General features: G+C 68.2%; 19 protein-coding genes. 12 read left to right on the top strand and 7 right to left on the bottom strand.

The features are described 5' to 3' along the window. The first annotated feature begins 1 nt into the window (after nucleotide 1). From E1263_RS09825 to E1263_RS09815, 3 genes are read left to right on the top strand one after another with little or no spacing between them, the layout of a single operon-like run. Nucleotides 2–1,186, top strand: a complete 1,185-nt coding sequence (locus E1263_RS09825) for a polysaccharide pyruvyl transferase family protein (protein WP_165956559.1) — start codon at nucleotides 2–4, stop codon at nucleotides 1,184–1,186. After that, complete coding sequence (locus E1263_RS09820; RefSeq protein ID WP_132166896.1) at nucleotides 1,183–2,478, top strand: MATE family efflux transporter; 1,296 nt, start codon at nucleotides 1,183–1,185, stop codon at nucleotides 2,476–2,478. Before E1263_RS09825 ends, E1263_RS09820 begins: the two co-directional genes overlap by 4 nt. Then, the gene (locus E1263_RS09815; protein WP_132166895.1) at nucleotides 2,475–3,623 is read left to right on the top strand and encodes a glycosyltransferase family 4 protein; all 1,149 of its coding nucleotides are present in this window, start codon (nucleotides 2,475–2,477) and stop codon (nucleotides 3,621–3,623) included. Before E1263_RS09820 ends, E1263_RS09815 begins: the two co-directional genes overlap by 4 nt. Here E1263_RS09815 and E1263_RS09810 read toward each other — a convergent pair. After that, nucleotides 3,620–3,949, bottom strand: coding sequence for an IucA/IucC family protein (locus E1263_RS09810; protein ID WP_132166894.1), 330 nt, complete (start codon nucleotides 3,947–3,949; stop codon nucleotides 3,620–3,622). The two genes, E1263_RS09815 and E1263_RS09810, sit on opposite strands and share 4 nt — an antisense overlap. 273 nt (nucleotides 3,950–4,222) lie before the next feature. On the opposite strand from E1263_RS09810, the gene E1263_RS09805 reads away from it, so the two are divergent. From E1263_RS09805 to E1263_RS09785, 5 genes are read left to right on the top strand one after another with little or no spacing between them, the layout of a single operon-like run. Beyond that, nucleotides 4,223–5,713: a sugar transferase gene (locus tag E1263_RS09805; RefSeq protein WP_132166893.1), complete on the top strand. Its 1,491-nt coding sequence runs from the start codon at nucleotides 4,223–4,225 to the stop codon at nucleotides 5,711–5,713. Between the two features lies 1 nt (nucleotide 5,714). Beyond that, complete coding sequence (locus E1263_RS09800; protein WP_132166892.1) at nucleotides 5,715–6,659, top strand: GDP-L-fucose synthase family protein; 945 nt, start codon at nucleotides 5,715–5,717, stop codon at nucleotides 6,657–6,659. Then, nucleotides 6,656–7,645 (top strand): GDP-mannose 4,6-dehydratase, encoded by a 990-nt coding sequence (gene gmd / locus E1263_RS09795; RefSeq protein ID WP_132166891.1) that lies wholly within the window; start codon nucleotides 6,656–6,658, stop codon nucleotides 7,643–7,645. The genes E1263_RS09800 and gmd overlap by 4 nt, the downstream gene beginning before the upstream one ends. After that, nucleotides 7,642–8,418 carry a WecB/TagA/CpsF family glycosyltransferase gene (locus E1263_RS09790; RefSeq protein ID WP_132166890.1) on the top strand — a complete coding sequence of 259 codons (777 nt, stop codon included), beginning with the start codon at nucleotides 7,642–7,644 and terminating at the stop codon, nucleotides 8,416–8,418. The genes gmd and E1263_RS09790 overlap by 4 nt, the downstream gene beginning before the upstream one ends. 9 nt (nucleotides 8,419–8,427) lie before the next feature. Further along, nucleotides 8,428–9,711 carry an MATE family efflux transporter gene (locus E1263_RS09785; protein ID WP_238161150.1) on the top strand — a complete coding sequence of 428 codons (1,284 nt, stop codon included), beginning with the start codon at nucleotides 8,428–8,430 and terminating at the stop codon, nucleotides 9,709–9,711. On the opposite strand, the gene E1263_RS09780 is transcribed toward E1263_RS09785, so the two are convergent. The 4 genes from E1263_RS09780 to E1263_RS09765 form a co-directional block, all read right to left on the bottom strand. Next, on the bottom strand, nucleotides 9,665–9,877 hold the full coding sequence (locus tag E1263_RS09780; RefSeq protein WP_132166889.1) for a hypothetical protein: 213 nt from the start codon (nucleotides 9,875–9,877) through the stop codon (nucleotides 9,665–9,667). The genes E1263_RS09785 and E1263_RS09780 overlap by 47 nt on opposite strands. Before the next feature lie 140 nt (nucleotides 9,878–10,017). Then, entirely contained in the window at nucleotides 10,018–11,541 is a 1,524-nt protein-coding gene (locus E1263_RS09775) for a fibronectin type III domain-containing protein (protein WP_238161149.1), read from the bottom strand. Between the two features lie 137 nt (nucleotides 11,542–11,678). Further along, nucleotides 11,679–13,199 carry a WD40 repeat domain-containing protein gene (locus tag E1263_RS09770; RefSeq protein WP_132166888.1) on the bottom strand — a complete coding sequence of 507 codons (1,521 nt, stop codon included), beginning with the start codon at nucleotides 13,197–13,199 and terminating at the stop codon, nucleotides 11,679–11,681. Between the two features lie 76 nt (nucleotides 13,200–13,275). Beyond that, on the bottom strand, nucleotides 13,276–15,474 hold the full coding sequence (locus E1263_RS09765; protein WP_132166887.1) for a LamG domain-containing protein: 2,199 nt from the start codon (nucleotides 15,472–15,474) through the stop codon (nucleotides 13,276–13,278). 157 nt (nucleotides 15,475–15,631) lie between these two features. On the opposite strand from E1263_RS09765, the gene E1263_RS09760 reads away from it, so the two are divergent. Together E1263_RS09760 and E1263_RS09755 are read left to right on the top strand one after the other, a co-directional pair. Continuing rightward, nucleotides 15,632–17,257: a Wzz/FepE/Etk N-terminal domain-containing protein gene (locus E1263_RS09760; protein WP_132166886.1), complete on the top strand. Its 1,626-nt coding sequence runs from the start codon at nucleotides 15,632–15,634 to the stop codon at nucleotides 17,255–17,257. 2 nt (nucleotides 17,258–17,259) lie between these two features. Beyond that, nucleotides 17,260–18,603: an O-antigen ligase family protein gene (locus tag E1263_RS09755; RefSeq protein WP_238161148.1), complete on the top strand. Its 1,344-nt coding sequence runs from the start codon at nucleotides 17,260–17,262 to the stop codon at nucleotides 18,601–18,603. Nucleotides 18,604–18,622: 19 nt separating this feature from the next. Here E1263_RS09755 and E1263_RS09750 read toward each other — a convergent pair whose 3' ends face one another. Beyond that, nucleotides 18,623–20,239 carry a right-handed parallel beta-helix repeat-containing protein gene (locus E1263_RS09750; RefSeq protein ID WP_132166885.1) on the bottom strand — a complete coding sequence of 539 codons (1,617 nt, stop codon included), beginning with the start codon at nucleotides 20,237–20,239 and terminating at the stop codon, nucleotides 18,623–18,625. 41 nt (nucleotides 20,240–20,280) lie between these two features. Continuing rightward, a complete protein-coding gene (gene uxaC / locus E1263_RS09745; protein WP_132166884.1) occupies nucleotides 20,281–21,687 on the bottom strand; it encodes a glucuronate isomerase in 1,407 nt (468 codons plus the stop codon). Between the two features lie 150 nt (nucleotides 21,688–21,837). On the opposite strand from uxaC, the gene E1263_RS09740 reads away from it, so the two are divergent. Continuing rightward, nucleotides 21,838–22,839 (top strand): LacI family DNA-binding transcriptional regulator, encoded by a 1,002-nt coding sequence (locus tag E1263_RS09740; RefSeq protein WP_132166883.1) that lies wholly within the window; start codon nucleotides 21,838–21,840, stop codon nucleotides 22,837–22,839. Between the two features lie 61 nt (nucleotides 22,840–22,900). Beyond that, nucleotides 22,901–24,223, top strand: a 1,323-nt coding sequence (locus tag E1263_RS09735) for a mannitol dehydrogenase family protein (protein ID WP_132166882.1), incomplete at its 3' end; no start/stop codon positions are given.

Below are 24,223 nucleotides of genomic sequence, written 5' to 3'. Positions count from 1 at the left end.
CGTGCGCATCGGACTATTCGGTCGTCTCGGCTCAGGGAACATCGGCAACGACGCAACCCTCGAAGCCGTGCTGGCCTACCTGAAAGCCGAGCGGCCGGACGCAGTGCTCGACAGCCTGTGCTCCGGACCGAAGCGCGTCACCGACCGGTACGGCGTACCGGCCGCGCAGCTGGGGTGGTTGGACGGCAAGCAGCCGCCGACCGGTCCGAAGCCGGTCCGGCTGGCGCTGACACTCGGCCGACTCGTCCTGGGCTCGCTGATCGACACCTGGCAGATCACCTCCTGGGTACGCCGCCACGACGTCGTCATCGTGCCGGGCATGGGCGTACTGGAGTCAACGCTGCCGCAGCGGCCGTGGGAGCTGCCCTGGGGCCAGTTCGTGATGTCGCTGGCCGGCAAGGTGTTCGGCGTCAAGGTCGCGTTCGTCAGTGTCGGTGCGAACGTGGTGCGGCAACGCGCCACCGGCTGGTTGCTGGCCAAGTCCGCCAAGCTGGCTTACTACCGGTCGTTCCGCGACGAGCAGTCGCTCGGTGCTGCGCAGAAGATGCGGATGGCCGGACCGTCCGATCACGTCTACCCGGACCTCGTCTTCGCACTGCCGTCGCTACCGGCGACACAGGGCGACTCCATCGGTGTGGGCGTGATGGCCTACTCGGGCGGCACGGAAGACCGGGCGGATGCCGAGCGCATCCAAGAGACCTACACGGCTGCGATGACGCTGTTCGTCGAGCGCCTGCTGGCGGACGGCCGGAGAGTTCGGCTGCTGATCGGTGACGAGGCCGACGAGCCCGTCGCTCTGGACGTGTTGTCCCGAGTCCAGTCATCGCGTGTGGTCTACGAATCGTTCACGTCCGCCGACGAGTTGATGAACCAGCTCGGCACGGTCGACTCCGTCATCGGCACCCGGTTCCACACCGTTCTGTTCGGGCTGAAGCTCGGCAAGCCCACCATCGCGATCGGCTACGGCCGTAAGCACCTGGCGCTGATGGAGCATTTCGGTGTCGAGGAGTGGTTCCAGGAGATTCGGGATCTCGACGCCGACCGCTTGTACACGCAGTTCGTGGCCTTGCAGGGTGAGCGGGCGCAGGTGGTCCGCACGATCGACGAGCACCTGCAGCTGGTTCGCGAGCAGCTGGACGCGCAGTTCGCCGAACTGAGCGCCGTACTGTTCGGGGGTCGTTCATGAGCCGGGTGAACGTGGTGCGTCGGCAGGTCCTCGGGCGGCTGAGCTGGGGGATCGCCGACCAGGCGGTGTCGAGCCTCGGCAACTTCCTGCTCGGTGTGTTCGTGGCTCGCCTGATGGGCGCCGCGAGTCTCGGTGCGCTCGGGCTGGCGTTCGTTGCCTACGCGATCGCGCTGAACTGCTCGCGCGCACTGTCCACCGATGCGGTGATGGTTCGCTTCAGCGCGGCCGGTAAAGAGGGCTGGCGGGAGGCGGTCGCCGCCGCAACCGGTGTCGCCCTCTTCGTCGGCCTAGTCACCGGTGTGATCTGCGTAGGTCTCGGGGTGGCGCTGAGAATGCACACGCCAGGCTCGGAGGCCGGCGCGGCGTTCATTGCCCTGGGCATCGTCATGCCCGGCCTGATGTTCCAGGACAGCTGGCGCTCGGCGTTCTTCGCTGCGGGCGAAGGCGTCAAGACCTTCACCAATGACACGGTCTGGAGCGTGCTGATGGTCGGTGTGCTCGCAGCCGGCTACGCCGCGAACATGCGCGGCATCACCTTCGCCCTGCTCGTCTTCGGCGGTACGGCGTGGGTCGCGGGACTGTTCGGTGTCTGGCAGTCGCGGATCGTGCCGCGCCCGGCGCTCGCGATCGGCTGGCTGCGCAAGCACCGCGACCTGGGTATGCGGTTCCTGGTGGAGAACGTCGTACTGGGTGCTGGTGGTCAGATCCGGGCGCTTGTCGTTGCGGCGACGGGTGGGCTGGCCGCGGCCGGTGCGATCCGTGGCGCGGAGATGGTGATCGGTCCGGTCGCGGCGCTGTTGATGGGTGTCGGTCAGGTCGCAGTGCCGGAGGCTGCGCGGGCCCTGACCCGTGGCCGCCGGGCGCTGCTCCGCCTGGGTGCGGCACTGAGTGCCGGTCTGGCTGCTGTCGCCCTGGCCTGGGGAGCCACCGTGCTGGTGACCTTCCCGCTCGGGATCGGCCGCCTGGTGCTCGGGGATGTCTGGGCGGATGCGCGTGGTCTGGTGCTGGGCGTTGTCATCAGCTGCGCGGCTGGCTGTACCCAGGTGGGTCCGTCCGCTGCGCTGCGGGCACTCGGCCGGGCGGACCTGACCATGCAATGCCAGATTCTGGTGACCACTCTCTTTGTCGGCATGGCCACGGCCGGTGCCTTGATCTGGGGTGCGCAGGGAGCGGTGTGGGGTACGGCGATCTCCTCGATCCTCGGCGCCTTCATTTGGTGGAGCCGCCTGCAGAAGGCGCAGCGCGAGCACTTCGCGGCTGCGGACCTGGAGCCTGAGGGAGCGCCTGCATGAGTGAGGTGGTCATTGCGACGTTGATGCGGCTGGAGGGACCGTCTGGGCTGCAGAGTCACGTGCGGACCTTCGACACGTACCTGCGCGAGCAGTCCGAAGCGGTGAGTGTCGTCAGCCCGTTCTCGGCGCGCTCACCGTTGGTGCTGCCAATTTTCGCGGCCCGGATCGGCGTCCGGAAGCTCAGTCGGCCGGCGGCGATTCGATGGCACGAGTACTGGCACGCGCGGTATCTCGCGATCGCCCTGCGGCGGCACCTGGCGACGCGACCCGATGCGGTGATTTACGCGCAGTGCCCGATCAGCGCCGGGGTCGCGCTCCGGGTCCGGACCACACAGCCGGTCGTGATGGTCGCTCACCTGAACATCTCCCAGGCCGACGAATGGGCCGACAAGGGCGAGATTCCGCGCGACGGCACGCTGTTCCGGTCGATCCGGGACCACGAGACCGACGTACTGAGCCGGCTGGACGGGATCGTCTACGTCTCCGGCTTCAACAAGTCACAGCTGGAGAGCCGGATTCCGGCCCTGCAGCAGGTGCCGAGTGCGGTCATCCCCAACCCGGTTCCGGACAGTCCGCGCGCGGCCGCCACGACGGTCGATGCAGACCTCGTCACCGTTGGCGGCCTCGAGCCGCGAAAGAACCACAGCCACCTGCTGCGGATCCTCGCCGCAGCCGCCCATCGCGGACACCGGTACACGCTGTCCATCGTGGGCGACGGGCCTGAGCGCGGTGCGCTGCAGAAGCAGGCGGCCGACCTGGGGATCGCGGACCTGGTCCGGTTCCTCGGCTACCAGTCCGATCCGCGGCCGATCCTGCGGCAGCACCGCGTCTACTGCCACACCGCGACGATGGAGAGCTTCGGCATCGTGCTCGTCGAAGCCATGGCCGAGGGCCTGCCGGTCCTGACAGCTCCTGTCGGTGGCATCCCGGACGTCGTACAGCCTGGGGCCGAGGGTCTGTTCTGGCCCCTCGACGACGCCGATGCGGCCGCGGACGTCCTGATCGGGCTGCTGGAAGATCCCGCCACCAGGTCCCGCATGGCCGTCGCGGCGCGGTCCCGCTTCGAGCAGGACTTCGCCGCGGCTGTCGTCGGCCGCCGGCTGCTCACGTTCCTGCAGCAGCAGACGGCGCGTACTGAGGCTTAGGCGCTGGCGCCGAGCAGGACCAGATTGCGCCGGGCGCGTTCGGAGGCGAGGGTCCGGGCGAGCCGGTTGGCCCACTGCCAGGGGTGGACCGCGATCAGCTGGAACTCAGTGGCGTCCAGGCCGCGCTCGGCCAGGGTCGCAGCGAACTCCGCGCGGCTCTCCGGAGCGAGCTCCGCGGCCGGGAGGCTCTCGTCGTCGAGACCGGCACAACTGGTGAAGGTCGCCCGATCCCGCCGGGTGGCCAGCCACACCGGCGCATCCGGTTCCGGTGCGTACCCGCGGTACGCGTCGAGACCGAATCCGATCAGGTCGTCGATCGTGGTCATGCCGCTCCTTCACTGGTGGTTACTCAAGGTGCCGACAATCAGGTTAGGGTGACCTAACTTCAGTCGTCCAGTGAGTGTCGTGCGCCTCACTGTGCAAGTTCTCTGCAACGGTTCCGCGTTATTGGTCGCAGTACATCGCGGCGCGTAGTAGCCTGCCGTGACTCGCCGTAGGCCAGCGGGTGAATTTTGAGAGTTAGGAAACCAGGGTTTCACCGTCACTTCGTGCGGTGACGGCCGTTTGACAGGTATGACGCGCAGACACGAGGAAGCGGAGTGAGCGGAGCTGAGGCGCCGGACGCGGTGGATGGCCGTCGTCCGTTCTGGGTCGTTCCGCATGAGGTCCCCGCGATCGTCCCGCGCTCATCGCGCTCTACCGAGCCCCGCTGGGTCGGTGTGTACCGCTGGGCCGCTGTCGGTGGCGACTTCCTGGCCGCGATGCTCGGTGTCTTCGTCGCGCTCCTGGCCCGCTTCGGTTCGGGCGTCGGGAGCGGCTACCTGATCGTGAGTGCGCTGCTCCCGCTGGCCTGGGTGGCCGCGGTTGCGCTGTCCAAGGGCTACGACCCCCGGTACTTCGGGACCGGGCCGGACGAGTTCCGGTCGTTGCTGCGATCCGGGGTCGGCCTCACCGCGGCCGTCGCGATGGCGTCGTACGTGACGAAGACCGAGATTGCGCGCGGCTTCGTCGTACTGGCGATTCCGGTGATGTGTGCGGCCGCGCTTTTCCTGCGGTATGCGTTGCGAAAGGACCTGCACCGGCACCGCGTTCGAGGGCGTTGTATGCATCGGGTTCTCGTGGTCGGGCACAGTGGCCCGGCCGCAACCTTGTGTGAGCACCTTGAGAGCCGCCCGACCGACGGATTCCGGGTCGTGGCGACCTGCCGGCCGCGCGATGACGACGCCCCCGACGGCCCGTTGCAGGCCGATGAGCTGGATGAGGCAGACATCGTGGCGGCCGCCGACCGGCATACCGTCGATGTCGTTGCCATCTCCACCGATCCGGAGCTGGTCGGCCACTCGCTGCGCCGGTTGTCCTGGGCGCTGGAGCAGCGCGGTATCGAGCTGATCGTCTCGCCGGGCATCATCGAGGTCGCCGGTCCGCGGATCTCGGTCCGCCCGGTCGCCGGCCTGTCGCTGCTGCACCTGGAGCGGCCCTCGGTCAGCGGGGGACCGCACCTGATCAAGGCCGTCTTCGACCGCCTTCTCGCGCTCGGCATGATCGTCCTGCTGTCGCCGCTGCTGATCGGCCTGGCGCTGGCCGTCTGGCTGTCCAGCCCGGGCTCGGTCCTGTTCCGGCAGCAGCGGGTCGGCCGGGCGGGCGCCGAGTTCACCATGCTCAAGTTCCGCAGCATGTACTCCGATGCGGAGCAGCGCCTCGGAGATCTTTATGCGTTGAGCGACGGCAACGGCGTGATCTTCAAGATGCGCGACGACCCCCGGATGACTCCGCTGGGCCGCTGGATCCGGCGCTTCTCGCTGGACGAGCTGCCGCAGCTGTTCAACGTCCTCCGCGGCGACATGTCGATGGTCGGTCCGCGCCCACCGCTGTCCGAGGAGGTCGCGCTGTACGCCGCCGACGACTCCCGCCGGATGCTGGTCAAGCCCGGCATCACCGGCCTGTGGCAGGTCAGCGGCCGCAGCGACCTGTCCTGGGACGAGTCGGTCCGCCTCGACCTGCGGTACGTCGACAACTGGTCGATGACGCTTGATCTGCTGATTCTCTGGAAGACCGTGCGTGCGGTGATCTACGGCGCGGGAGCGTATTGAGATGGCCAAATTAATTGAGGCTAGTGACGCGACCGTCTATGTTGCAGGCCATCGAGGTCTGGTTGGTTCGGCCATCTGGCGGCGGCTCGAGGCGGCCGGGTTCACCCGGCTGATCGGTGCCTCGTCGTCCGAGCTGGATCTGCGGGATCGTGCTGCCACCTTCGCCTTCCTGGCCGAGCACAAGCCGGACGTGGTGATCGATGCCGCGGCCCGGGTCGGTGGCATTCTCGCCAACCGCGATCACCCGACCGAGTTCCTCAGCGACAACCTGCGGATCCAGGTCAACCTCATGGACGCGGCGCTCGCCGTACGGACGCCGCGGTTGTTGTTCCTCGGATCGTCGTGCATCTATCCGAAGTACGCCGAGCAGCCGATTCGTGAGTCGAGTCTGCTGACCGGTGAGCTCGAGCCGACCAACGATGCTTATGCGATCGCGAAGATCGCCGGGATCATGCAGGTTCAGGCAGTCCGGCGGCAGTACGGGTTGCGCTGGATCTCGGCGATGCCGACCAACCTGTACGGGCCCAATGACAACTTCGACCTGACGTCGTCGCATGTGTTGCCGGCGCTGATCCGGCGCTTCCACGACGCCAAGGTGTCGGGGGCGCCGGAGGTTGTTCTGTGGGGGACCGGGACGCCGCGCCGCGAGTTCTTGCACGTGGACGACCTGGCCGATGCGTGCCTGCATTTGCTGGACACGTACGACGAGCCGGGGCCGATCAATGTCGGTGTCGGTGAGGACGTGACGATCCAGGAGCTGGCCCAGCTGGTGGCTCGGGTCGTCGGGTATGAAGGTGCTGTGAGCAACGATCTTTCCAAGCCGGACGGGACGCCGCGCAAGCTGCTCGATGTGAGCAGGTTGCAGGCGCTGGGGTGGAAGCCGACCATCGACCTTTCTGACGGTGTGGCCGCCACCTACGCCTGGTATCTGGAGCACACTGTATGAAGAAGGCTTTTGTCACGGGCATCACCGGCCAGGACGGGTCGTATCTCGCGGAGCTGTTGCTTGCCAAGGGCTACGAAGTCCACGGTCTGATCCGGCGCGCGTCGACGTTCAACACCAAGCGGATCGACCACCTGTATGAGGATCCGCATCAGAGCGACAAGCGGTTGTTCCTGCATTACGGAGATCTGACCGACGGGTCGCGGTTGGTGACGTTGCTGGCGTCGATCCAGCCGGCCGAGGTGTATCACCTGGCAGCGCAGTCGCATGTGCGGGTGTCGTTCGACGAGCCCGAGTACACCGGTGACACGACCGGCATGGGGACGACGCGGTTGCTCGAGGCGATCCGGATGATCGGCTTGGACTGCCGGTTCTACCAGGCGTCCTCGTCGGAGATGTTCGGTGCCACGCCACCGCCTCAGAACGAGCTGACGCCGTTCTACCCGCGGTCGCCGTACGGGGCTGCGAAGCTTTACGGCTACTGGATGACGCGGAACTACCGCGAGGCGTACGAGATGTTCGCGGTGAACGGGATCCTGTTCAACCACGAGTCGCCGCGGCGCGGCGAGACGTTCGTGACGCGGAAGATCACCCGCGCGGTGGCGGCGATCAAGCTGGGCAAGCAGGATCGGCTGTATCTGGGCAATCTGGAGGCCTGCCGGGACTGGGGTTACGCGCCGGAGTACGTCGAGGGCATGTGGCGGATGCTGCAGGCCGACACTCCCGCGGATTACGTGATCGCGACTGGTTCGTCGTACTCGGTGCGAGACTTTGTCTCCTTGGCGTTCGACCACGTCGGGCTGGACTGGGAGAAGTACGTCGACTACGACTCCCGGTACGAGCGGCCGACCGAGGTCGATTCGCTGATCGGTGACGCGTCCAAGGCGAACACCGAGCTGGGCTGGAAGGCGCAGACGCATGTACCCGAGCTGGTCCGCATCATGGTCGACGCGGACGTGGCCCTGCTGAACCCGGAGGATGGCCGATGACCGACTTGCACGCCCCTGCAACCGCGGCGGACCGTGTCGATGTGCTCGGCATCCAGGTCAGCGTCACCAATCTCGAGGACACGGTCGGCGTTTTCGAGCGTTGGATCGACAACGGCGAGCGGCAGCTCGTCTGCGTCACCGACATGAACGCGCTGCTGCACGCGCGGGCTGATCAGCAGCTGAAGACGGTTTACAACACGGCTGGTCTCGTCGTACCGGACGGGATGCCGTTGGTCTGGGCCGGCAAGAAGGCCGGCTTCGAGCAGATGGGCCGCGTCGCCGGGCCGGACCTGCTGGAGCGGATCATGGCCGAGGCTGCAGACCGGGGTTGGACGCAGTACTTCTACGGCGGCGCCGAGGGCGTTGCCGACGAGCTGCGGATGACGTTCCAGGACAAGCACCCGGCGCTCAAGGTGGTCGGGGTGGAATGCCCGCCGTACCGGGCGTTGACTCTGCAAGAAGACGCCGAGACGGTCGAGCGGATGAACTCGGCCCACCCGGACATCATCTGGGTTGGGCTTGGCGCGCCGAAGCAGGAGCGCTGGATGGCCGAGCACCGCGAGCGGCTGAACGCAGCGATCTTGATCGGTGTCGGCGCGGCCTTCGACTTCCACACCGGCCGGCTGGATCGTGCGCCGGAGTGGATGCAGAAGGCCGGTCTGGAGTGGAGCTATCGGCTCTACAAGGAACCGCGGCGGCTGTGGAAGCGCTATCTGATCGGGATCCCGCGTTTCGCGTTCGGCGTGCTGCGCCGCCCGCCGCGCGCTGTGTAACGTGCGGGAGTGAGATTTCGGCCGCCCAAACTGAGTCGACTGGCCGGACCGGCTGGTCGTGCTGGTTGGGGACTGGCTGATCAGGCTCTGTCCAGCCTGAGCAATCTGGCGGTCGGTCTGGTCGTCGCACGCTCGAGCTCGGTCGCCGACTTCGGTATCTACGCGCTGGCCTTCGGCGGCTACACAATCGCGCTCAACGTGTCCCGGGCGGTCGCCACCGAACCACTCTCGGTCCGGCACTCCGGCGACCGCACGCCGGAGTGGGAACGCGCCGTCCGAGCCAGTACGGCGACCGCGCTGCTGATCGGGTTTATCGGGCTTGTGGTGGCGCTCGCGATCGCACTGTTCCCGGGGGTGCCGTCCAAGGGCGTGCTGATCGCCTTCGCCGTCACCATGCCCGGGCTGCTGCTGCAGGATGCGTGGCGCTGGGCGTTCTTCGTGATCGGGGAGGGCCAGAAAGCCTTCCTGAACGACCTCATCTGGCTTGTTGCCATGCTCGCGATCTTCGGCGGGCTCTACCTGACCGACACTGCGTCCGCGTTCTCGCTCACCCTCGCGTGGGGCCTGGGCGCCGTTGTCGCGGCCGTGGCCGGCCGCTTCCAGGCCGGGATCGCCCCGCGCCGCCAGCTGATCCGCGAATGGGTGCACCGGAACTGGGACCTGACCCCGAAGTACGTCGGTGAGCTGCTCGCGGTCTCCGGCACGATTCAGGTCTACATGCTCGGGATCACCGCTGCGGCCGGTCTCGTCGCGACCGCGGGGATCCGGGGCGCTCAGGTTCTGCTTGGGCCCGTGAACGTGCTCAACCAAGGCATCCGGATGATCTCTGTCCCCGAGGCCACCCGCGCACTGGCGCACTCGTACCGGCGGCTGTGGCTGGTCGGACTGGCGATCTCACTCGGGGTGGGGGCGGGAGCTTTCGCCTGGGGAGCCGTCTTCCTGCTGCTGCCGCCGGCGGTCGGCCGGGAGCTTCTTGGCCCCGGCGTCTGGGCCCAGGCGCACGCCGTCCTGGTCCCGGTCATCCTGCTGCAGGCCCTCGGCGCTTCGAACGCCGGTGCCTTCGCCATCCTTCGGGCGCTGGCGGCCGCCTCGCGCGGTCTCGGGGTCCGGCTCGTGTCTTCGGTGGTTCTGATCGTCTGCGGCGTCGGAGGCGCCTACCTGGGCGGTCCCGAGGGGGCCGCGTGGGGGCTGGCCGGTGCTTCGTTCTGCACCCTGCTGCTCTGGTGGTCGCAGGCCCGCAGGGCGATCAACGCGCATCGCCGGGCAGCAGATCGGCAACCGCCCCCGGTGTGATCGACTTGCCGCGGATCTTCTCGGCCAGCGTGACAGTGACCGAGGCAGCGGTCTTCCAGATCCGCGACTCCGGTTCGTGATGACCGATGAACAGGACGGCGACGAACGCCGTACCGGCGAGGATGGTTCCGGCCACCTGGAGGACTCGGCGCGAGCTGCGTTTCATACTCACAGCATCCCGAAACGGGGACCGGTTCGGCATCCATCGTCGGACTCAACTTCCGCGCCGAAAGTAGTCCCACGGTATGACAACGCAACGAGCCCCTGGTCGCGCTGACCAGGGGCTCGAACGGTGCTGGGAACTAGCTAGCTGACCGTGATGGTCGAGTAGCCGCCGCGGACGGTGTTCTTCCCGTCGTAGACCTCGATGCGGTACTGCTGTGAACCGACCGGTGCGTTGGTGTCGGTGAGCGTGATGCTCGGCCGGCTCCAGAAGGTGGAGTTCGCGGTCGTGGTGGCCACGACCGTGTTCGTCGCCCCGCGCAGCAGCCGGTAGGTGAGCGTGACGTCGTCGTTGTCGAGTGACGTCTGCACGGTCGCCTTGACCTGCTTGGTGACCGTGTTGGACAGTGCCGGCAGCGCCGGGCCGAGCGGTACGGCGCCGTTGCCGAGACCGGTGAAGCGGGTCAGGCCCTGCTGGCCGGCCCCGTTCACGGTGGTGAAGTCGCCGCCGACCCACAGGTCCGAGCCACCGGTGGCTGAGACGAGCGGGCCGACCTGGGTCGGTGCCGCGGCGTTCGTGTTCGGGAACCAGGGCCCGATCTTGCCGTCGGCCGGGTTCTGCAGCAGCAGGTAGTGGTTGCCGTAGCCCTCCGGGAACGCCGGACCGGCCGTGGCAGCACCGCAGTCGTGGGCGTGCGAGCCCTTGAACAGCCAGCCCTGCACCATCGTGATGGCCTCGGTGGCGCCCAGGCAGGTGTTCTTCCACTTCAGGTTGCCGGTGGCAACATCTGCGGACCAGGTGCCGTCGAAGCAGCCGCCGCCGTCACCGGCGTTGGCGAAGTAGACCGTCGTACCGACCGTCTCGATGTCCTTGACCCGGCTCTTGCAGCTTGAGGTCGGATTCGGGACCGCGGAAGCGGCGGAGAACGGCAGGATCGCGCCGGTGGAGTTGTTCACGCTGGCCACGGCCCACCGGCTGGTGGTTCCGACCTTCGTGAACGTGCCGCCCAGGTAGACCTTGGAGTTGTCGTCGGCCGCGTCGATCGCGTAGACGTCGGCGTCCAGGTTCGGGTTCCAGGCCTGCAGCGTGCCGTCGACCGTGCTGATCGCGGCGGCGCGGTTACGGGCGATGCCGTTCACCAGGCCGAACGAACCACCGAAGTACAGGCTGTTGCCGCCGACGGCGAGCGTCTTGACCCGGTAGGACACGCTGGGCTTGATGTTCGCGATCAGCGCGCCGGTGGTGGCGTCGAAGGCGGCCAGCCGATTCCGGGTGACGCCGTCGACCTTGGTGAAATCACCGCCGATATAGATCTTCGAGCCGTCCGCCGAGGCGACGATCGACCAGACGATGCCGTTCAGTACATGGTTGAAAGTGGTGTCGAGCGCACCGGTGGTCTGGTTGAACGCGGCCAGATAGGTCCGGCCGGTCTGACTGGCGCCCGGTGCGGCGCCCGGCGGACGGACGTTCAGGAAGCGGCCACCGACGAACGCCTTGTTCTTGGCGACGGCGAGGCCGAGCACACTCGCGTCGGTCTGCCAGGCCGTGGCCGGCAGCGCGGTGAGCGGACCTGCGGTGGTGACGGCGGTTTGCGCCGGCTGCAGAGCGACCAGGAGCCCGGCAACGCCGAGACCTGCCGCGCTGAGCGCAGCAATCAGTTTCCTCACTGTATGAACCCCCCTTGGGTTCAATGTAAATCGGGCCGCCCCGTGCGGCTAGGTGTACTTCGGGCAGAAGTGCGGGGTACCGGCGGGCGGCCGGGCGAGCGACTATAGGGCCTGCATGGGCGGGCAGGCCCCTAGTTCTAGTGCACCTTGACGGAAGCTGTCGAGGACTTGACGGTATTGCGGTCGTCGGTGACGTCAATTCGATATCCGACCGTCTGGCCGGACTTCACTCCGGTGTCGGTCACCGTGTAGGTCTTCCGCTTGTCCCAGTAGTACGAGTTGTACTTGTAGGAACCGATCTTGGTGGTCCCGCGGTAGACGCTGTAGGTCAGAGTGATGTTGTCGACGTCGTACACGTCGGTGAACTTGAGCGTCACCTTGGCGGCACCCGCCGTCAGCGCCGGCGCCTTCGGTACGGCGGGGACCGCACCACCTGGCGCACTGCTGAACCGGGTGAGCCCCTGCTGGCCCTTACCGGCGACCTTCAGGAAGTCACCGCCGGCCCACAGACCGGTGCTGTCCCCGGCGAACGCCAGCGGGCCGACCTGGGTGGTGCTGTTCGGGTCGGCGTCCGTGTTCGGGAACCAGGGGCCGATCTTGCCGTTGGCGATGCTCTGGACCAGCAGGAAGTGCGTGCCGGTGCCGTCGCCGAACGAGCCGTCCTGGCTGCAGTCGTGGGCGTGCGAGCCCTTGTACAGCCAGCCGTCGATCGCCTTCAGCGCCTCGTTCGCGCCCAGGCAGTTGCTCTGCCACAGCGCCTTGCCGGTGGTGGCGTCGGCGGCGATGATGCCGTCGTAGCAGCCCGCGCCGTCACCGCCGTTGCCGGCGAAGACCTTGTTCCCCTGGGTCTCGATCACCTTGACCCGGGTGGTGCAGCCCCAGGTCGGCTTCGGGATCAGGCTCGCGGCCGGCATCGCGAGCGCGGTGCCGTTGGTGCTGTTGACCATCGCCAGCGAGTAGTGGTCCTTGCCGTTGATCGTCTCGAACGGGCCGCCGACGAACACCCGGGTTCCATTGCCGGAGGCCCGGACCGCGTAGACGTCGTCGTCCGCGTTCGGGTTCCAGGGCAGCAGCGTGCCGTCCGTCAGCTTGACTGCGGCCAGGCGATTACTGACTCTGCTGTCGACCTTGGTGAATGCGCCACCGAAGAAGACGCTGTTGCCGTAGATGTCGATGCTCTTCACCCGGGCCGAGACGACCGGGTCCCAGCCGGCCACCAGTTGGCCGGTCGCTACGCTGAACTTCGCGATCTTGCTGCGCTTGACGCCGTTCACGGTGGTGAAGTCACCACCGAGCACCACCCACTTGCCGTCCGGGCTGGTGGCGATGCCGCGGACGGCGCCGTTCAGCTTCGGGGCGAAGGTGGTCGGGGCGCCGGTGGTTTTGTTGAAGGCGGCAACATAAGTGCGCACCGACTCCTGAACCCCTTTGGCGGCACCCGGCGGGCGGATCCTGGTGAAGAGGCCACCGGCGTAGACGGTATTGCCGGCCACCGCCAGCGCGGTCACGCTGGCGTTGGTCTGCCAGGTCGTCTGTTTGACGGCGGAAACCGCCGAGCCGAAGCCTTTGGAGGCGGCCTGAACCGGTGGGCCGGAAGGGATCAGCGCCGCGGCCACAACGGCCGCGGCGGTGACGACAACCAGAACTAGCTTCTTCATCAAGTTCCTTTGACTGGGCGGGGAGGCATCAGTCAAGCGCATGATGACTTTGAGCTACAACTCCCCGACAGATTGCTCACCGTGCATCGTAGTGGCTCTGTACCTGGGACGGGCTCAGGGCATACGGGTAGACCGCTGCTTCGTCGATCGCCAGCCCGGTTTGGGTGGCGCCGCCGCCGGTCCACGCGCTGGTGTTGTCGTACCCGATCCGCCACCAGCCGTAGTACAGGGACGCTGTGCCGGTGCTGGTGCTGCCGACCAGGACGCCGTCGACGAACAGCTTGAGCAGGCCGTTGTCGAAGGTCCCGGCGACGTGGTGCCACTGGTTGTCGTTCTTGCCCGAGGGGCTGGTCACGGTCCGCTGGGCGCCGTCGTTGACGCCGAACAGGATCGCGCCGGTCGACCGCATGTAGAGCATCCGGTCGCCGCCCCCGGCGCTGTTGCCGGTCTTGGAGCTGCCGAAGCCGAGGATGCGCCCGCCACGGCTAGAGCTCTGCTTCACCCAGGCCTCGACCGTGAACTGCTGCGGCATGCTGAACGCCTTCTCGCCGACCATCCGGCCACTGCTCGAGCTGGTGGTCGCAGCGGTGTTCCCCGCGATCGCACCGCTCGCGCCGAGCGTCATACCGGTGAAAGCACCGTTGTTGCTCTGCCCGGACGCGTCGACCGAGGTCGTCGTACCGGAGGGCTCACCGAGGCGCCAGTACGCCTGTGGGCCGTCGGAGCTGATGATCTGGTCGTACGCCGACGACTTCGAACTGGCCACTGTCACCGGGTCGGAGTAGTTGCCGCGCAGCGTCGTACTGCCGTCGGTGACCTCGACGCGGTAGTTGGTCGACTCACCTGGTGTCACTGCCGTGTCGGTGTAGTGCAGCCAGGGTCGGTCCCACGGCGTCGACTTGGCGGTCCAGGTCGCGATGGTGGTGTTGCTGAAGCCCTTGAGCAAGCGGTAGGTCAGCGTGCTGTCGTCATTGTCCACAACGGTCGGGAAGTGAATCTGTACGGCGCCTGGCTCGACGCTGTATGGCGTGAGTTTCGCCGGCTTGGCGGGTGCCGCACCGGGCCCCGCGTTGGTGAAGCGGGTCAGGCCCTGCTGGGTGACGCCGTTCGTCGTGGTGAAGTCGCCACCGACCCACAGGTCACTGCCGCCGGTCGCAAACGCCAGCGGGCCGACCTCGGTGGGCGGACCTGCGTTGGTGTTCGGGAACCAGGGCCCGAGCGAGCCGTCGGTGAGCTTCTGGCTCAGCAGGAAGCGGTAGCCGAAGCCCTGCGGGAAGCCGCCGGCGCCCTGGTTCGCGCAGTCGTGGGCGTGCGAGCCCTTGTAGAGCCAGCCGTTGATGACCTTGACGGCCTCGGTCGCGCCCAGGCACTGGTTCTTCCACTTCAGCGCGTTGGTGGCGGTGTCGACGGCCCAGGTCCCGTCGAAGCAACCGCCGCCGTCACCACCGTTCCCGAAGTAGACGGTGTCCCCGCTGGCGTCGATCGACTTGACGCGGGTCGTGCAGGACCCGTTCGGCGGCGGTACGGCGGACGCACCGGGGAAGGGAAGTACGGCGCCCGTCGCCGGGTCCAGGCTGGCCACGGTGTTCTGGCTGGTGCCATTGACCTGGCTGAACTGGCCGCCGGCGTACACCTTCGAACCGTCGTCGGTGGCGTCCACGGCGTACACGTCGCCGTTGACGTTGGGTGCGAAGGGCAACAGAGTGCCGGTGTCGGCGGTCACCGCGGCGAGGCGGGGCCGGTCCTGGCCGTTCACGAGGCCGAACGAGCCACCGAAGTACACGGTGTTCCCGGAGACGGCGATCGTCTTGACCCGGTAGGAAACGCTCGGCTTCCAGCTCGCGACCAGTGTGCCGGTGGCGGTGTCGAAGGCGGCGATCCGATTCCGCGTGACGCCGTTGACAGTGGTGAAGTCACCGCCGACGAAGATGCGCGATCCGTCCGCGGACGCGGCAACGGCGTACACCTGATCGTTCAGGACCGGCGTGAACGCGGCGGCCAGATCGCCGGTGCTCTGGTCGAAGGCTGCCAGGTAGGCCTGTGCGACCTCACTGGTTCCGGCGGCGGCGCCCGGCGGGCGGACGCTGGTGAACCGGCCCCCGGCATATGCCTTGCCGGCCGCGACGGCCAAACCCTGAACGCTGGCGTTGGTCTGCCAGACCGGACTGTCAGTCGCCGAGAGTGACGCCTCAATACTCTGTGCAGCCGGTGCGTAGGCCAGCGATCCGGCGATCAGCGCCGCGGCGGTGGCAGACGTGACTAACCATCTCTTCATGCTGTGATGTCCCCCCTAGGACATTGACGGTCTCTCCGTGCCCCCGAGACCTTGGGAAGAGAGTAACGCCCCCGCGTCGGGGCACGGAGCGAGACCGACTCGCCACACCTTGCCGTCGTGGCTATCCTGAGGCGCTGATCGACGGAATGAGGTTGGGATGGAACCGGGCACTGTGGTCTGGCGGGAAACCGCTCAGTCACTGCTACGGCAGAAGTGGCTGATCTTGGCCTGTGTCGTGCTCGGCCTGGTCGGTGCGTCGGTCTTCGCGCTGGCCCAGACCCAGCGCTGGACGGCGTCCAGCCAGCTCGTCATCGGCCCGGCGGTGCCGCCTGCTCTGGTCGGGAAGCTGCCCAGCAGCACCGACAAGACCGGCCCGCTCGGCATGGATCTGCCGGCCGAGACCCAGGCGCGGGTGATGGCCAGTCCGCGGCTGCTGCGCGGAGTCGCGCAGACCCTCGGGCTGCCGACGACCGACGAAACCATCCGGGACCTCGCCGCGGTGACGCGGGTGAAGGCGGTCACCGACAACGCCTACCTGGTGACGACCGACGGTCCGACGGCGTCCGAGGCAGTGCAGCGGGCGAACGCGATCGCGACTGTCTATCTGAAGCAGCGCAACGACGCGGCCAAGGCCTTGCTGACAACGCTGGCCGGCCAGGCGCAAGACCGGGCCAAGACCGCGAACCTGCAGTCCCGGTCGCTGGTCAGCCAGATCGACGAGGCGGTCGCGCGGGGCGATACGCAGACCGCGAGCCAGTTGCGAGACCAGCGGGTCGGGCTGGCCACCGAAGCCCGGCAGGCCGCCGACGACGCGTCCGCGATGCGCAAGGCGCTGACCGGTGTCGGCGCCGGGAGCGAGCTGGTCACACCGGCCACGACCGACACTGCCTCCTCGTCGCCGATGGTTGCGCGGGACATCCTGGTCGGCGGCATCCTCGGGCTGGTGCTCGGGTTTGGTCTGGCGCTCCTGCGGTCCCACCTGACGCCGTACATCCTGACCCGGGACCAGGCTGCGCGGGCTTCCAGTTCGCCGGTCATCGCGGCCTCCGAGGGGAACCGGCGGCGGATGTGGCACCGGTCCGCGCCGGAGCTTCCGCCGTACGAGATCACTGCGCTGGGCGCCGAGGCGAGTGGCGCGCTGGCGCGCCGCGAGCTGAGCGCGCGCGCCTTCGCCAGTGGTGGACCGGGCGCGTTGCTGGTCGTCTCGGCGTCGCCGAGCCCGAACGCAGCCGGTATCGCGCTGGCCATGGCCGAGGCGAATGCCCGCGACGGTCGCGAGACCCTGCTGGTCCTCGCCGACGTGGAGGGTACGCCGGTCCTGCCGCACGTCACCGGCCACGAGGGCCTGACCGACCTGGTCATGGAGCCCGCGGCAACCCGGGCGATCCGGGCCCGCAAACTCTTCCGTCCCGGCCCGGTGTCCGACCTCTATGTGCTTCCGCCGGGGATGAACCACGAGGAGACCGCGTCGGCGGTCGGTCCGTCCCTCGTCCCGGGCATCGTCGCCGACCTGCCGCCGGGCTACTCGGTCGTCATCCACGGTCCCGCCGCGGTCGGCCGGCACGGCATCTCGCCGTTGGCCGCCGCCGTGGATGCGTCGGTCCTCGTGGTGCAGATCGGCCACGACAAGGAGATGGACGTCGCCCGGCTCACCGCCGCGCTGCACTATGCCGGCGCTCCCGTGCTCGGCGTCGTCCTGATCGGCGCCTCCGACCACGACGAGACCCTCGGCATTCCGCTCAACTACACGCCTGCGGAGTCCGCCACCCCGCACGTTCGCTGATCTTGGCCAGGCAGCCAGCGGCCGAGCTGTTCCGGACCGGTGCGGAGTACCGGGTCGGACGCGGCTGGGTGCCGCGCCGGGACCGGTTGGCCCAGGCGGTCCCGGGCACGGTCGAGACTCCCTCGGAGAAGCCGGCGTGGTTCTGGCTGGCGCTGTGGTGTCTGTTCGTGCTCGGTGTCCAGCCGTGGTCGTCCCGGGTCGCCGCACCGCAGGGCACGACCGGCTCCACCAACAGCGTGATGAAGGGCCTGCTACTCGGCGCGATCTTCTTGATCGCCTTGGCCGCGACCAAGCCCGGGTTCCGGACGCGAGTCAATCCGACCGGCAGCCTGTACGTCGGGTATGTCTTGTTCGCGACCGCCACGGCCTTCCTGCTCGCCGAGCCGATGGGCCCGCTGACCCGGCTGGTCCGCTTCCTGATCGGCCTGGTGCTGGTCTTCCTGCTCTGGCGGCCGCTCGTGCAGGTGCCGGAGCGGTTGGTCCGGGCCCATCTGTGGGCGCACATCCTGCTGGCGATCACCGTCGTACTCAGCCTTGCGTACGCACCCAGCCTGGCCTGGCGGCCGCTCAGTTCGCTCGGCACTGGCTCCCGGCTCCAGGGCGTCATCATCCCGATGTTGCCGCCGCGCGTGGGCGAGGTCGGCGCGATCCTGCTCGGGCTGGCGATCATCGGCTATCTCTGCAAGAAACTGTCGCTGCTGTCGGCGGCGACTCTGGTCGGCCTCGGCGGAATCCTGGTCGCGGCCAGCCGAACCCGTACGTCGGCCGCGGCCGTCGCGTTCGGGCTGGTCCTGGCCTTGCTGCTGACCCGGAAGACCTGGTTCGGCCGGCTGGCGACGCTCGGCGTACCGGCGTTGCTCGGTATCGCCTTCCTGACCATCGGCTCGCTGCACAACTGGCTTCTGCGCGGCCAGGGCACTCGGCAGATCAGCTCGCTCAGCGGCCGCACCACCAGTTGGCAGGCGGTGCTCGACGAGAAGGTGTCGTTCCAGACCGCGCTGCTCGGCCACGGACTCGGCAACAAGCGGATTCTGCTCCGCCGTGGCGAGGGCGATATCGACGTGATGGCGATCGACAACAGCTGGCTCGGCCTGTACTGGGAGACCGGCGTGCTGGCTGTCCTGATCGTTGGCCTGGCCCTGATCCTGGCCTGGATCTCGGTCCTGCGGGCCCCGACGCTGTACATCCGGGCCTGCGGCGCGCTGCTGCTCGGCTACGTGTCGGCCGCCTCGCTGAACGAGAGCGGCCTGTCGGATCTGTCCTCGATGACTGTCCATCTCCTGGTGGCGGCGGCGATCTGCGATGCCGACCGCATCCGACATCGAAGACTCGCCGTCAGCTCCTGACCGACTAGCTCCTGACCGACTAGCTCTTGACCGAATCCTGGTCGAAGCCGGCTTCCTGCCACTGCGGCCAGCTGAGCTCCTTGCCGCGGTAGCCGAAGCGGGTGCTGGTGGGCAGTTGGTAGCTGTTGCGGCGGAAGGTGACCGCGCCGGACTGCGTGGGGGAGCCCTTGTTCTCGACCACGCCGGTGCTGGCCGCCGGGCCACCGAGAACGATCAGGTTGCCTTCGACGACCACGTTGCTGAGGACGTACCGGCCCCGCGGCCCCTCACCCCGGGTCCGGGACTGGATCGAGATGCCGTTGCGGTTGTCCTTGACCAGGTTGCCGCGGACCTGGACGTCGGATGAGGTGTTGACGTTGATCCCGCCGCCGTCCCACAGGCTGCCGCCGGAACCCCGGCCGGTCCCGAAGCCGTTGCCTTCGACAACGTTCTTCTCGATCACCCCGGCGTAGCTGATCTCGTAGCGGATCCCGTCGGCCGCGTTGTCGCGGATCCGGTTCGCGCTGATCCGCCGGTCGTACTCGGCGATGTCGCTCCAGATCCCGACCCCGCGGTTGGCGACCACATCGTTCCCGGAGATCTCACCGGACGAGCGGGTCGACTTGATCCCGCCGGACTCCCAGTCGGCGATCCAGAACCCGTCGGTGTTGTTCCGGGTGACCAGGTTCGCGGTGACCCGGACATCGGCCGACTTGTACTGCCCGAGGCCGAGCTGTCCGTTGTCGGCGATCGTGTTCCGGACGGCCTCGGCACCGTCGGCCTCGATCAGCATGACGCCGACGCCGTGGTTCCAGCGAACCTCGTTGCCGGTCACCCGCCAGCCGGGGCCGGCCTCCAGCGCACCGCCTTGCGGGCGGGAGGCGAAGTGCTCGATCGTCAGCCCGGTTACGGTCACTCGTTGGGCCCCGCGGGCGAAGGCCGTCGTGGTCCGTGACAGCTCGGCTGGTTTGCCGACTGGGTTGGCGGCTGGGGTGGCGTCGGCCTTGCCTGCTGGGTTGCCTGCTGGGTTGCCGGTCGGGTTGCCGGTCGGGTCGTCGGCGACGTAGAGCGCGTTGGTGGCGTAGTCGCCGAAGAAGGTTCCCGGTTTCAGCTCGTCCAGGCTCATGACCCGGTTGAGGTGGACGCCGCCGAGGAAGAGTTGTTCGCCAAGCTGGCAGGGGTTCGTGCGGTTGTCCTCGCACTGGCCCTTGAGCGGGTAGGCCGCCGGCAGCACACCACGCGCAGCCCAGGTGGAACCCTCCCGCGACCACTCGGTCACTGGCACCGATCCGGTCAGCACTGCACCGGCTCCACCACCGAAGGTGTCACCGTCGCGTGGCTCGATCGGCCGGGCGATCCGATGCACGCCGGGCGCGAAGCAGTACGTCGTACCGGCCGGCCTGCTGTCGATGACGCGCTGCGGGTCGGCTCCGACCGCGATCGAGGTCCCTCGGCAAGGCGCCGCCGTACTGGGGCCGGTCGGACCGAGCGCCGCCGCTGCAGCAGCCGGCGGACCGGTCGGCACGGTCACTGTTGGGGGAGCAGGCTTTGGTCCGGCGTCGCCGCTGTCGGTGCTGCCGCCACTGTCGGTGCAGCCGGCCAGCAACAACGCGACTGCCAGGGCAGCACCTGTGATCCGAACCCCGCGCCGCCTCATCCACGTCCCTCCCAGCCAACAAGATCTGGTGGAGACTACAGCTACCCCAGATACGTGTCCCGCGCGAGGTTGTAGGCCAGGTCTTTGGCGACCTCGAAGGCGTCGTCCTCGTCGAGCCGGTGCTGCGCGACGAGGTCGGCCAGGTAGCCGGCGTCGATGCGGCGCGCGAGGTCGTGCCGGGCCGGAATCGACAGGTACGCACGGGTGTCGTCGACGAAACCGGTCGTGTTGTAGAAGCCGGCCGTCTCGGTCACCAGCTCCCGGAAGCGCCGCATCCCACCCGGGCTGTCGAGGAACCACCAGGGCGCCCCCAGCCGCACGGCCGGATACACGCCGGCCAGTGGCGCGAGCTCACGCGAGTACGTCGTCTCGTCGACGGTGAACAGCACGATCCGGAAGCCCTCCGCATGCCCGAACTGCTCGAGCAGCGGCCGCAGCGACCTGGTGAACTCGGTCGTCACCGGAATGTCGTGCCCCTGATCAGCCCCGTACGTCCCGTGGATCGCGGGATGGTGGTCGCGCAGCACGCCAGGATGCAGCTGCATCACCAGCCCGTCCTCAGCCGACATGACGGCCGACTGGAACAGCATGTGCCCGGCGAACGCGGCCGCGTCCTCCGTCGACACCTGCCCCTTCAATGCATCGGCGTAGATCCGCTCCGCCTCGGTGTCCGGCAGCGGGGTCGTCGCCGCACTGAAGTGCCCGTGGTCGGTCGCCCGGGCCCCGGCCTGGACGAAGACCTGGCGTCGCTGCCGGATCGCCGCGAGATAGCCGCCGTACGTCGAGGTGTCGACATCGGCGAGTTGACCGAGCTGCTCAGCGAGCTGCGACCAGCCGGGCCGGTCGAGGTGGACCACTGCATCGGGCCGGAAGGTCGGGATCACGCGACCGGGCAGCTCGGCATCGAGCTGTTTGTGCAGGGCCAGGTCATCGGTCGCGGCATCGGTGGTCGAGAGCAGCTCGATGTTGAACCGGTCGAGCAGGGCCCGTGGCCGGAAGTCGGGCTCGGCGATCCGCGCGGAGATCTGGTCGTAGAGCTCGTCGGCGGTCTCGGCTGACGGGTGCACGGTCAGGCCGAGCACCTCGGCGAACTCGTGCTCCAGCCAATACCGGCTCGGGGTCCCCCGGAAGAGGTGCCAGTGCGCGCAGAACTCGCGCCAGACCTCGCGGGGGTCGGCCGTCTGCGCGCCGCTGCGGCGGGGGAGGCCCAGCTTGTCCGGGGAGACGCCCTGGGAGACGAGCATCCGGGTGACGTAGTGGTCAGGGATGACCAGCAGCTCGGCCGGGTTGCCGAACGGCGCATCGGCCGCGAACAGCCCGATGTCGACGTGCCCGTGGAGACAAAGCAGTGGCAGATCTTTCGTCGACGCGTGGATCCGGCGGGCGAGATCGCGTGCCGCTCCGGCGGGCAGGGCGCGATCGGGATGAGGCTGCAGGGCCTTGGGCATGAGGACCTCCGAGGATGCTCGGGTGCGACGGCTGCTACAAACGATTGCAGTCCTTGATTCACGATGCAAATCGGTGTCTGCGAGGTCCCATTTGACATCGTGTTGCAACGGATTGCAAACTGGTCCGACCCAGCCCCGGAGGAGGTGACCATGCCCGCGACACTTCGTGACGTGGCCCGGCTTGCCGGGGTGTCACCGTCGACTGTGTCCCGTGCGCTTTCGCTGCCGGACATGGTGGGCGAGACCACTCGTGCTCGCGTAAAGATCGCCGTCGAGCAGCTTCACTACCAGCCGAATCGGGCGGCCCGCGGCCTGATCACCGGCCGGACCGGCAATGTCGGCCTGGTCATTCCCGATCTCGCCAACCCGTTCTTCGCCAGCGTCGCCAAGGGTGTTCAGGCCCGGGCCCGGCGTGATGACGTCGCGGTCTTCGTTGCGGACACCGATGAGGAGCCCGCGGTCGAGGCCGGCCTGTTCCGTGCGCTGGCCAAGCAGGTCGACGGACTGATCCTGTGCTCACCGCGGTCCAGCGCCGAGGAGCTCGCGGCGATCGCCGAGGACACCAACGTCGTGCTGATCAACCGCGGTGTCCCAGGACTCACCGGCGTGATCTTCGACGACGAGGACGCGATGCGGCAGGCGATGGCGCATCTGGCCGCGCTCGGGCATCGCCGGGTCGCCTGGGTGGGTGGTCCGGAGGCGTCCTGGTCGAGCCAGCATCGCGAGGCCGGTCTGCGAGTTGCCGCCGAGTCGCGGGGAGTCGAGCTGGTCACGGTGGGGAGCTTCGCGCCGACCTACGAGGGCGGCGTCGCCGCAGCGGACCAGGCGGTCGCGACGGAAGCGACAGCAGTGGTTGCCTACAACGACCTGGTCGCGATCGGACTGCTGACCCGGCTGCATGCGCGCGGGATCTCGGTGCCGGACGACCTCAGCGTCATCGGCGTCGACGACATCGAGATGTCCCGGATGGCGATCCCGTCCCTCAGCACGATCCGGATGCCGAAGCAGCGGTCCGGTCAGATCGCGGTCGAGATCCTGCTCGACCTGATCGCCATGCCGGAAATGCTGCCGCCGATCGGGCGGCAGAGCGTGCTCGCCGGTGAGCTGATCGTTCGCAACTCCACCGGCCCTGCGCCGTCCACCAGAGCTTGACCGTTCATCAGAGTTGACCGTGCATCAAGTTGACCGTGCATCAAGTTGAAAGGGGATCCCCGTGAACAGGTTGAGTCTCGCCCACCTGCCCGTTGCACCCGCCGTCGATCCGCGCTCGCTGTCGGTCGGTGTTGTCCACCTTGGTCTCGGCGCGTTCCACCGCGCCCACCAAGCTGTGATCACCGAGCGCGCCGCCGCGCTGACCGGTGACACCCGCTGGGGGATCAGTGGTGTCAGCCAGCGCTCAGCCACTGTCCGCGAGCAGCTAGCGCCGCAGGACGGCCTGTATGGCGTTCTCGAGCGTGGCAACGGCGATCCGACGGTCCAGGTGATCGGGAGTATCCGTGAGGTGTTGACCGCGCCGGAGGACCCGGAAGCGGTCGTTGCGCGGATCGCCGATCCGGCGGTCTCGGTGGTGACGCTGACGGTGACCGAGAAGGGCTACCGCGCCAAGAACGGCGGACTGGACCTCGACGACCCCGAGATCCAGGCCGACCTGGCCGGCCGCCCACCCCGCACCGTCGTCGGCCAACTGGCCGCCGCGCTGGCTCGCCGCGAGTCGCCGCTGACGATCGTCTCCTGCGACAACTTGGTTGCTAACGGCCCCTTCCTGCGCCGATTGGTCGCGGAGTACTTCGACGCTCTCGGCACAGTGCCCGACGTGTTCGAGGCATCCCGCTTCCCGGCCAGCATGGTCGACCGCATCGTGCCCGCAACCACCGACGCCGATCGCGACGAGGCTGCCCGGCTCCTCGGCGTACGGGATGAAGCAGTTGTGGTTGCCGAGCCGTTCCTGCAGTGGGTGATCGAGGATGACTTCGCCGGCCCGCGTCCGGCCTGGGAGCAGGGCGGTGCAGTCCTCACCGCCGACGTCGCGCCCTGGGAGCAAGCCAAACTCCGCATCCTGAACGCGACGCACTCGATGCTCGCCTACCTCGGTGCCTTGCGCGGCTACGAGACCATCGCCGAGGCAGTCCGCGACCAGGAACTCGCCGCACTGGCCCACACCCTGATCACCGACGACGTCATCCCCACCCTCACCCCGCCGGACGGCCTCGACCTGGCGGCGTACGGCGCCACCGTCCTCGACCGCTTCGCCAACCCGGCCCTCAAACACCGCACCACCCAGGTCGCCATGGACGGCTCGGTGAAACTCCCCGTCCGCCTCCTAGGCACCGTCGAAGACCGCCTGGCCGCCGGCGCCGAACCCACCACCCTCGCCCTCGCCGTCGCCGCCTGGATGGTCTACGTAGACACCGCCCCCACCCTCGACGACCCCCAAGCCGCAGTCCTCACCGCAGCCCTCAACCGCGCCGACACCCCCACCGCCATCGTCGACAGCCTCCTCGCCGTTGACACCGTCTTCACCCCCACCCTCCAAAAC

This window comes from Kribbella antibiotica (assembly GCF_004349055.1).
GTDB lineage: Bacteria > Actinomycetota > Actinomycetes > Propionibacteriales > Kribbellaceae > Kribbella > Kribbella antibiotica.
This window is presented reverse-complemented; position numbering and strand designations above follow the sequence as displayed.

What these genes read in the sequence shown, in the direction of transcription:
- uxaC (WP_132166884.1), bottom strand. Translation starts at nt 21,687, where the DNA reads ATGCCCAAGGCCCTGCAGCCTCATCCCGATCGCGCCCTGCCCGCCGGA.
- gmd (WP_132166891.1), top strand. Translation starts at nt 6,656, where the DNA reads ATGAAGAAGGCTTTTGTCACGGGCATCACCGGCCAGGACGGGTCGTAT.
- E1263_RS09765 (WP_132166887.1), bottom strand. Translation starts at nt 15,474, where the DNA reads ATGAAGAGATGGTTAGTCACGTCTGCCACCGCCGCGGCGCTGATCGCC.
- E1263_RS09810 (WP_132166894.1), bottom strand. Translation starts at nt 3,949, where the DNA reads ATGACCACGATCGACGACCTGATCGGATTCGGTCTCGACGCGTACCGC.
- E1263_RS09740 (WP_132166883.1), top strand. Translation starts at nt 21,838, where the DNA reads ATGCCCGCGACACTTCGTGACGTGGCCCGGCTTGCCGGGGTGTCACCG.
- E1263_RS09750 (WP_132166885.1), bottom strand. Translation starts at nt 20,239, where the DNA reads ATGAGGCGGCGCGGGGTTCGGATCACAGGTGCTGCCCTGGCAGTCGCG.
- E1263_RS09820 (WP_132166896.1), top strand. Translation starts at nt 1,183, where the DNA reads ATGAGCCGGGTGAACGTGGTGCGTCGGCAGGTCCTCGGGCGGCTGAGC.
- E1263_RS09815 (WP_132166895.1), top strand. Translation starts at nt 2,475, where the DNA reads ATGAGTGAGGTGGTCATTGCGACGTTGATGCGGCTGGAGGGACCGTCT.
- E1263_RS09770 (WP_132166888.1), bottom strand. Translation starts at nt 13,199, where the DNA reads ATGAAGAAGCTAGTTCTGGTTGTCGTCACCGCCGCGGCCGTTGTGGCC.
- E1263_RS09800 (WP_132166892.1), top strand. Translation starts at nt 5,715, where the DNA reads ATGGCCAAATTAATTGAGGCTAGTGACGCGACCGTCTATGTTGCAGGC.
- E1263_RS09780 (WP_132166889.1), bottom strand. Translation starts at nt 9,877, where the DNA reads ATGAAACGCAGCTCGCGCCGAGTCCTCCAGGTGGCCGGAACCATCCTC.
- E1263_RS09760 (WP_132166886.1), top strand. Translation starts at nt 15,632, where the DNA reads ATGGAACCGGGCACTGTGGTCTGGCGGGAAACCGCTCAGTCACTGCTA.
- E1263_RS09790 (WP_132166890.1), top strand. Translation starts at nt 7,642, where the DNA reads ATGACCGACTTGCACGCCCCTGCAACCGCGGCGGACCGTGTCGATGTG.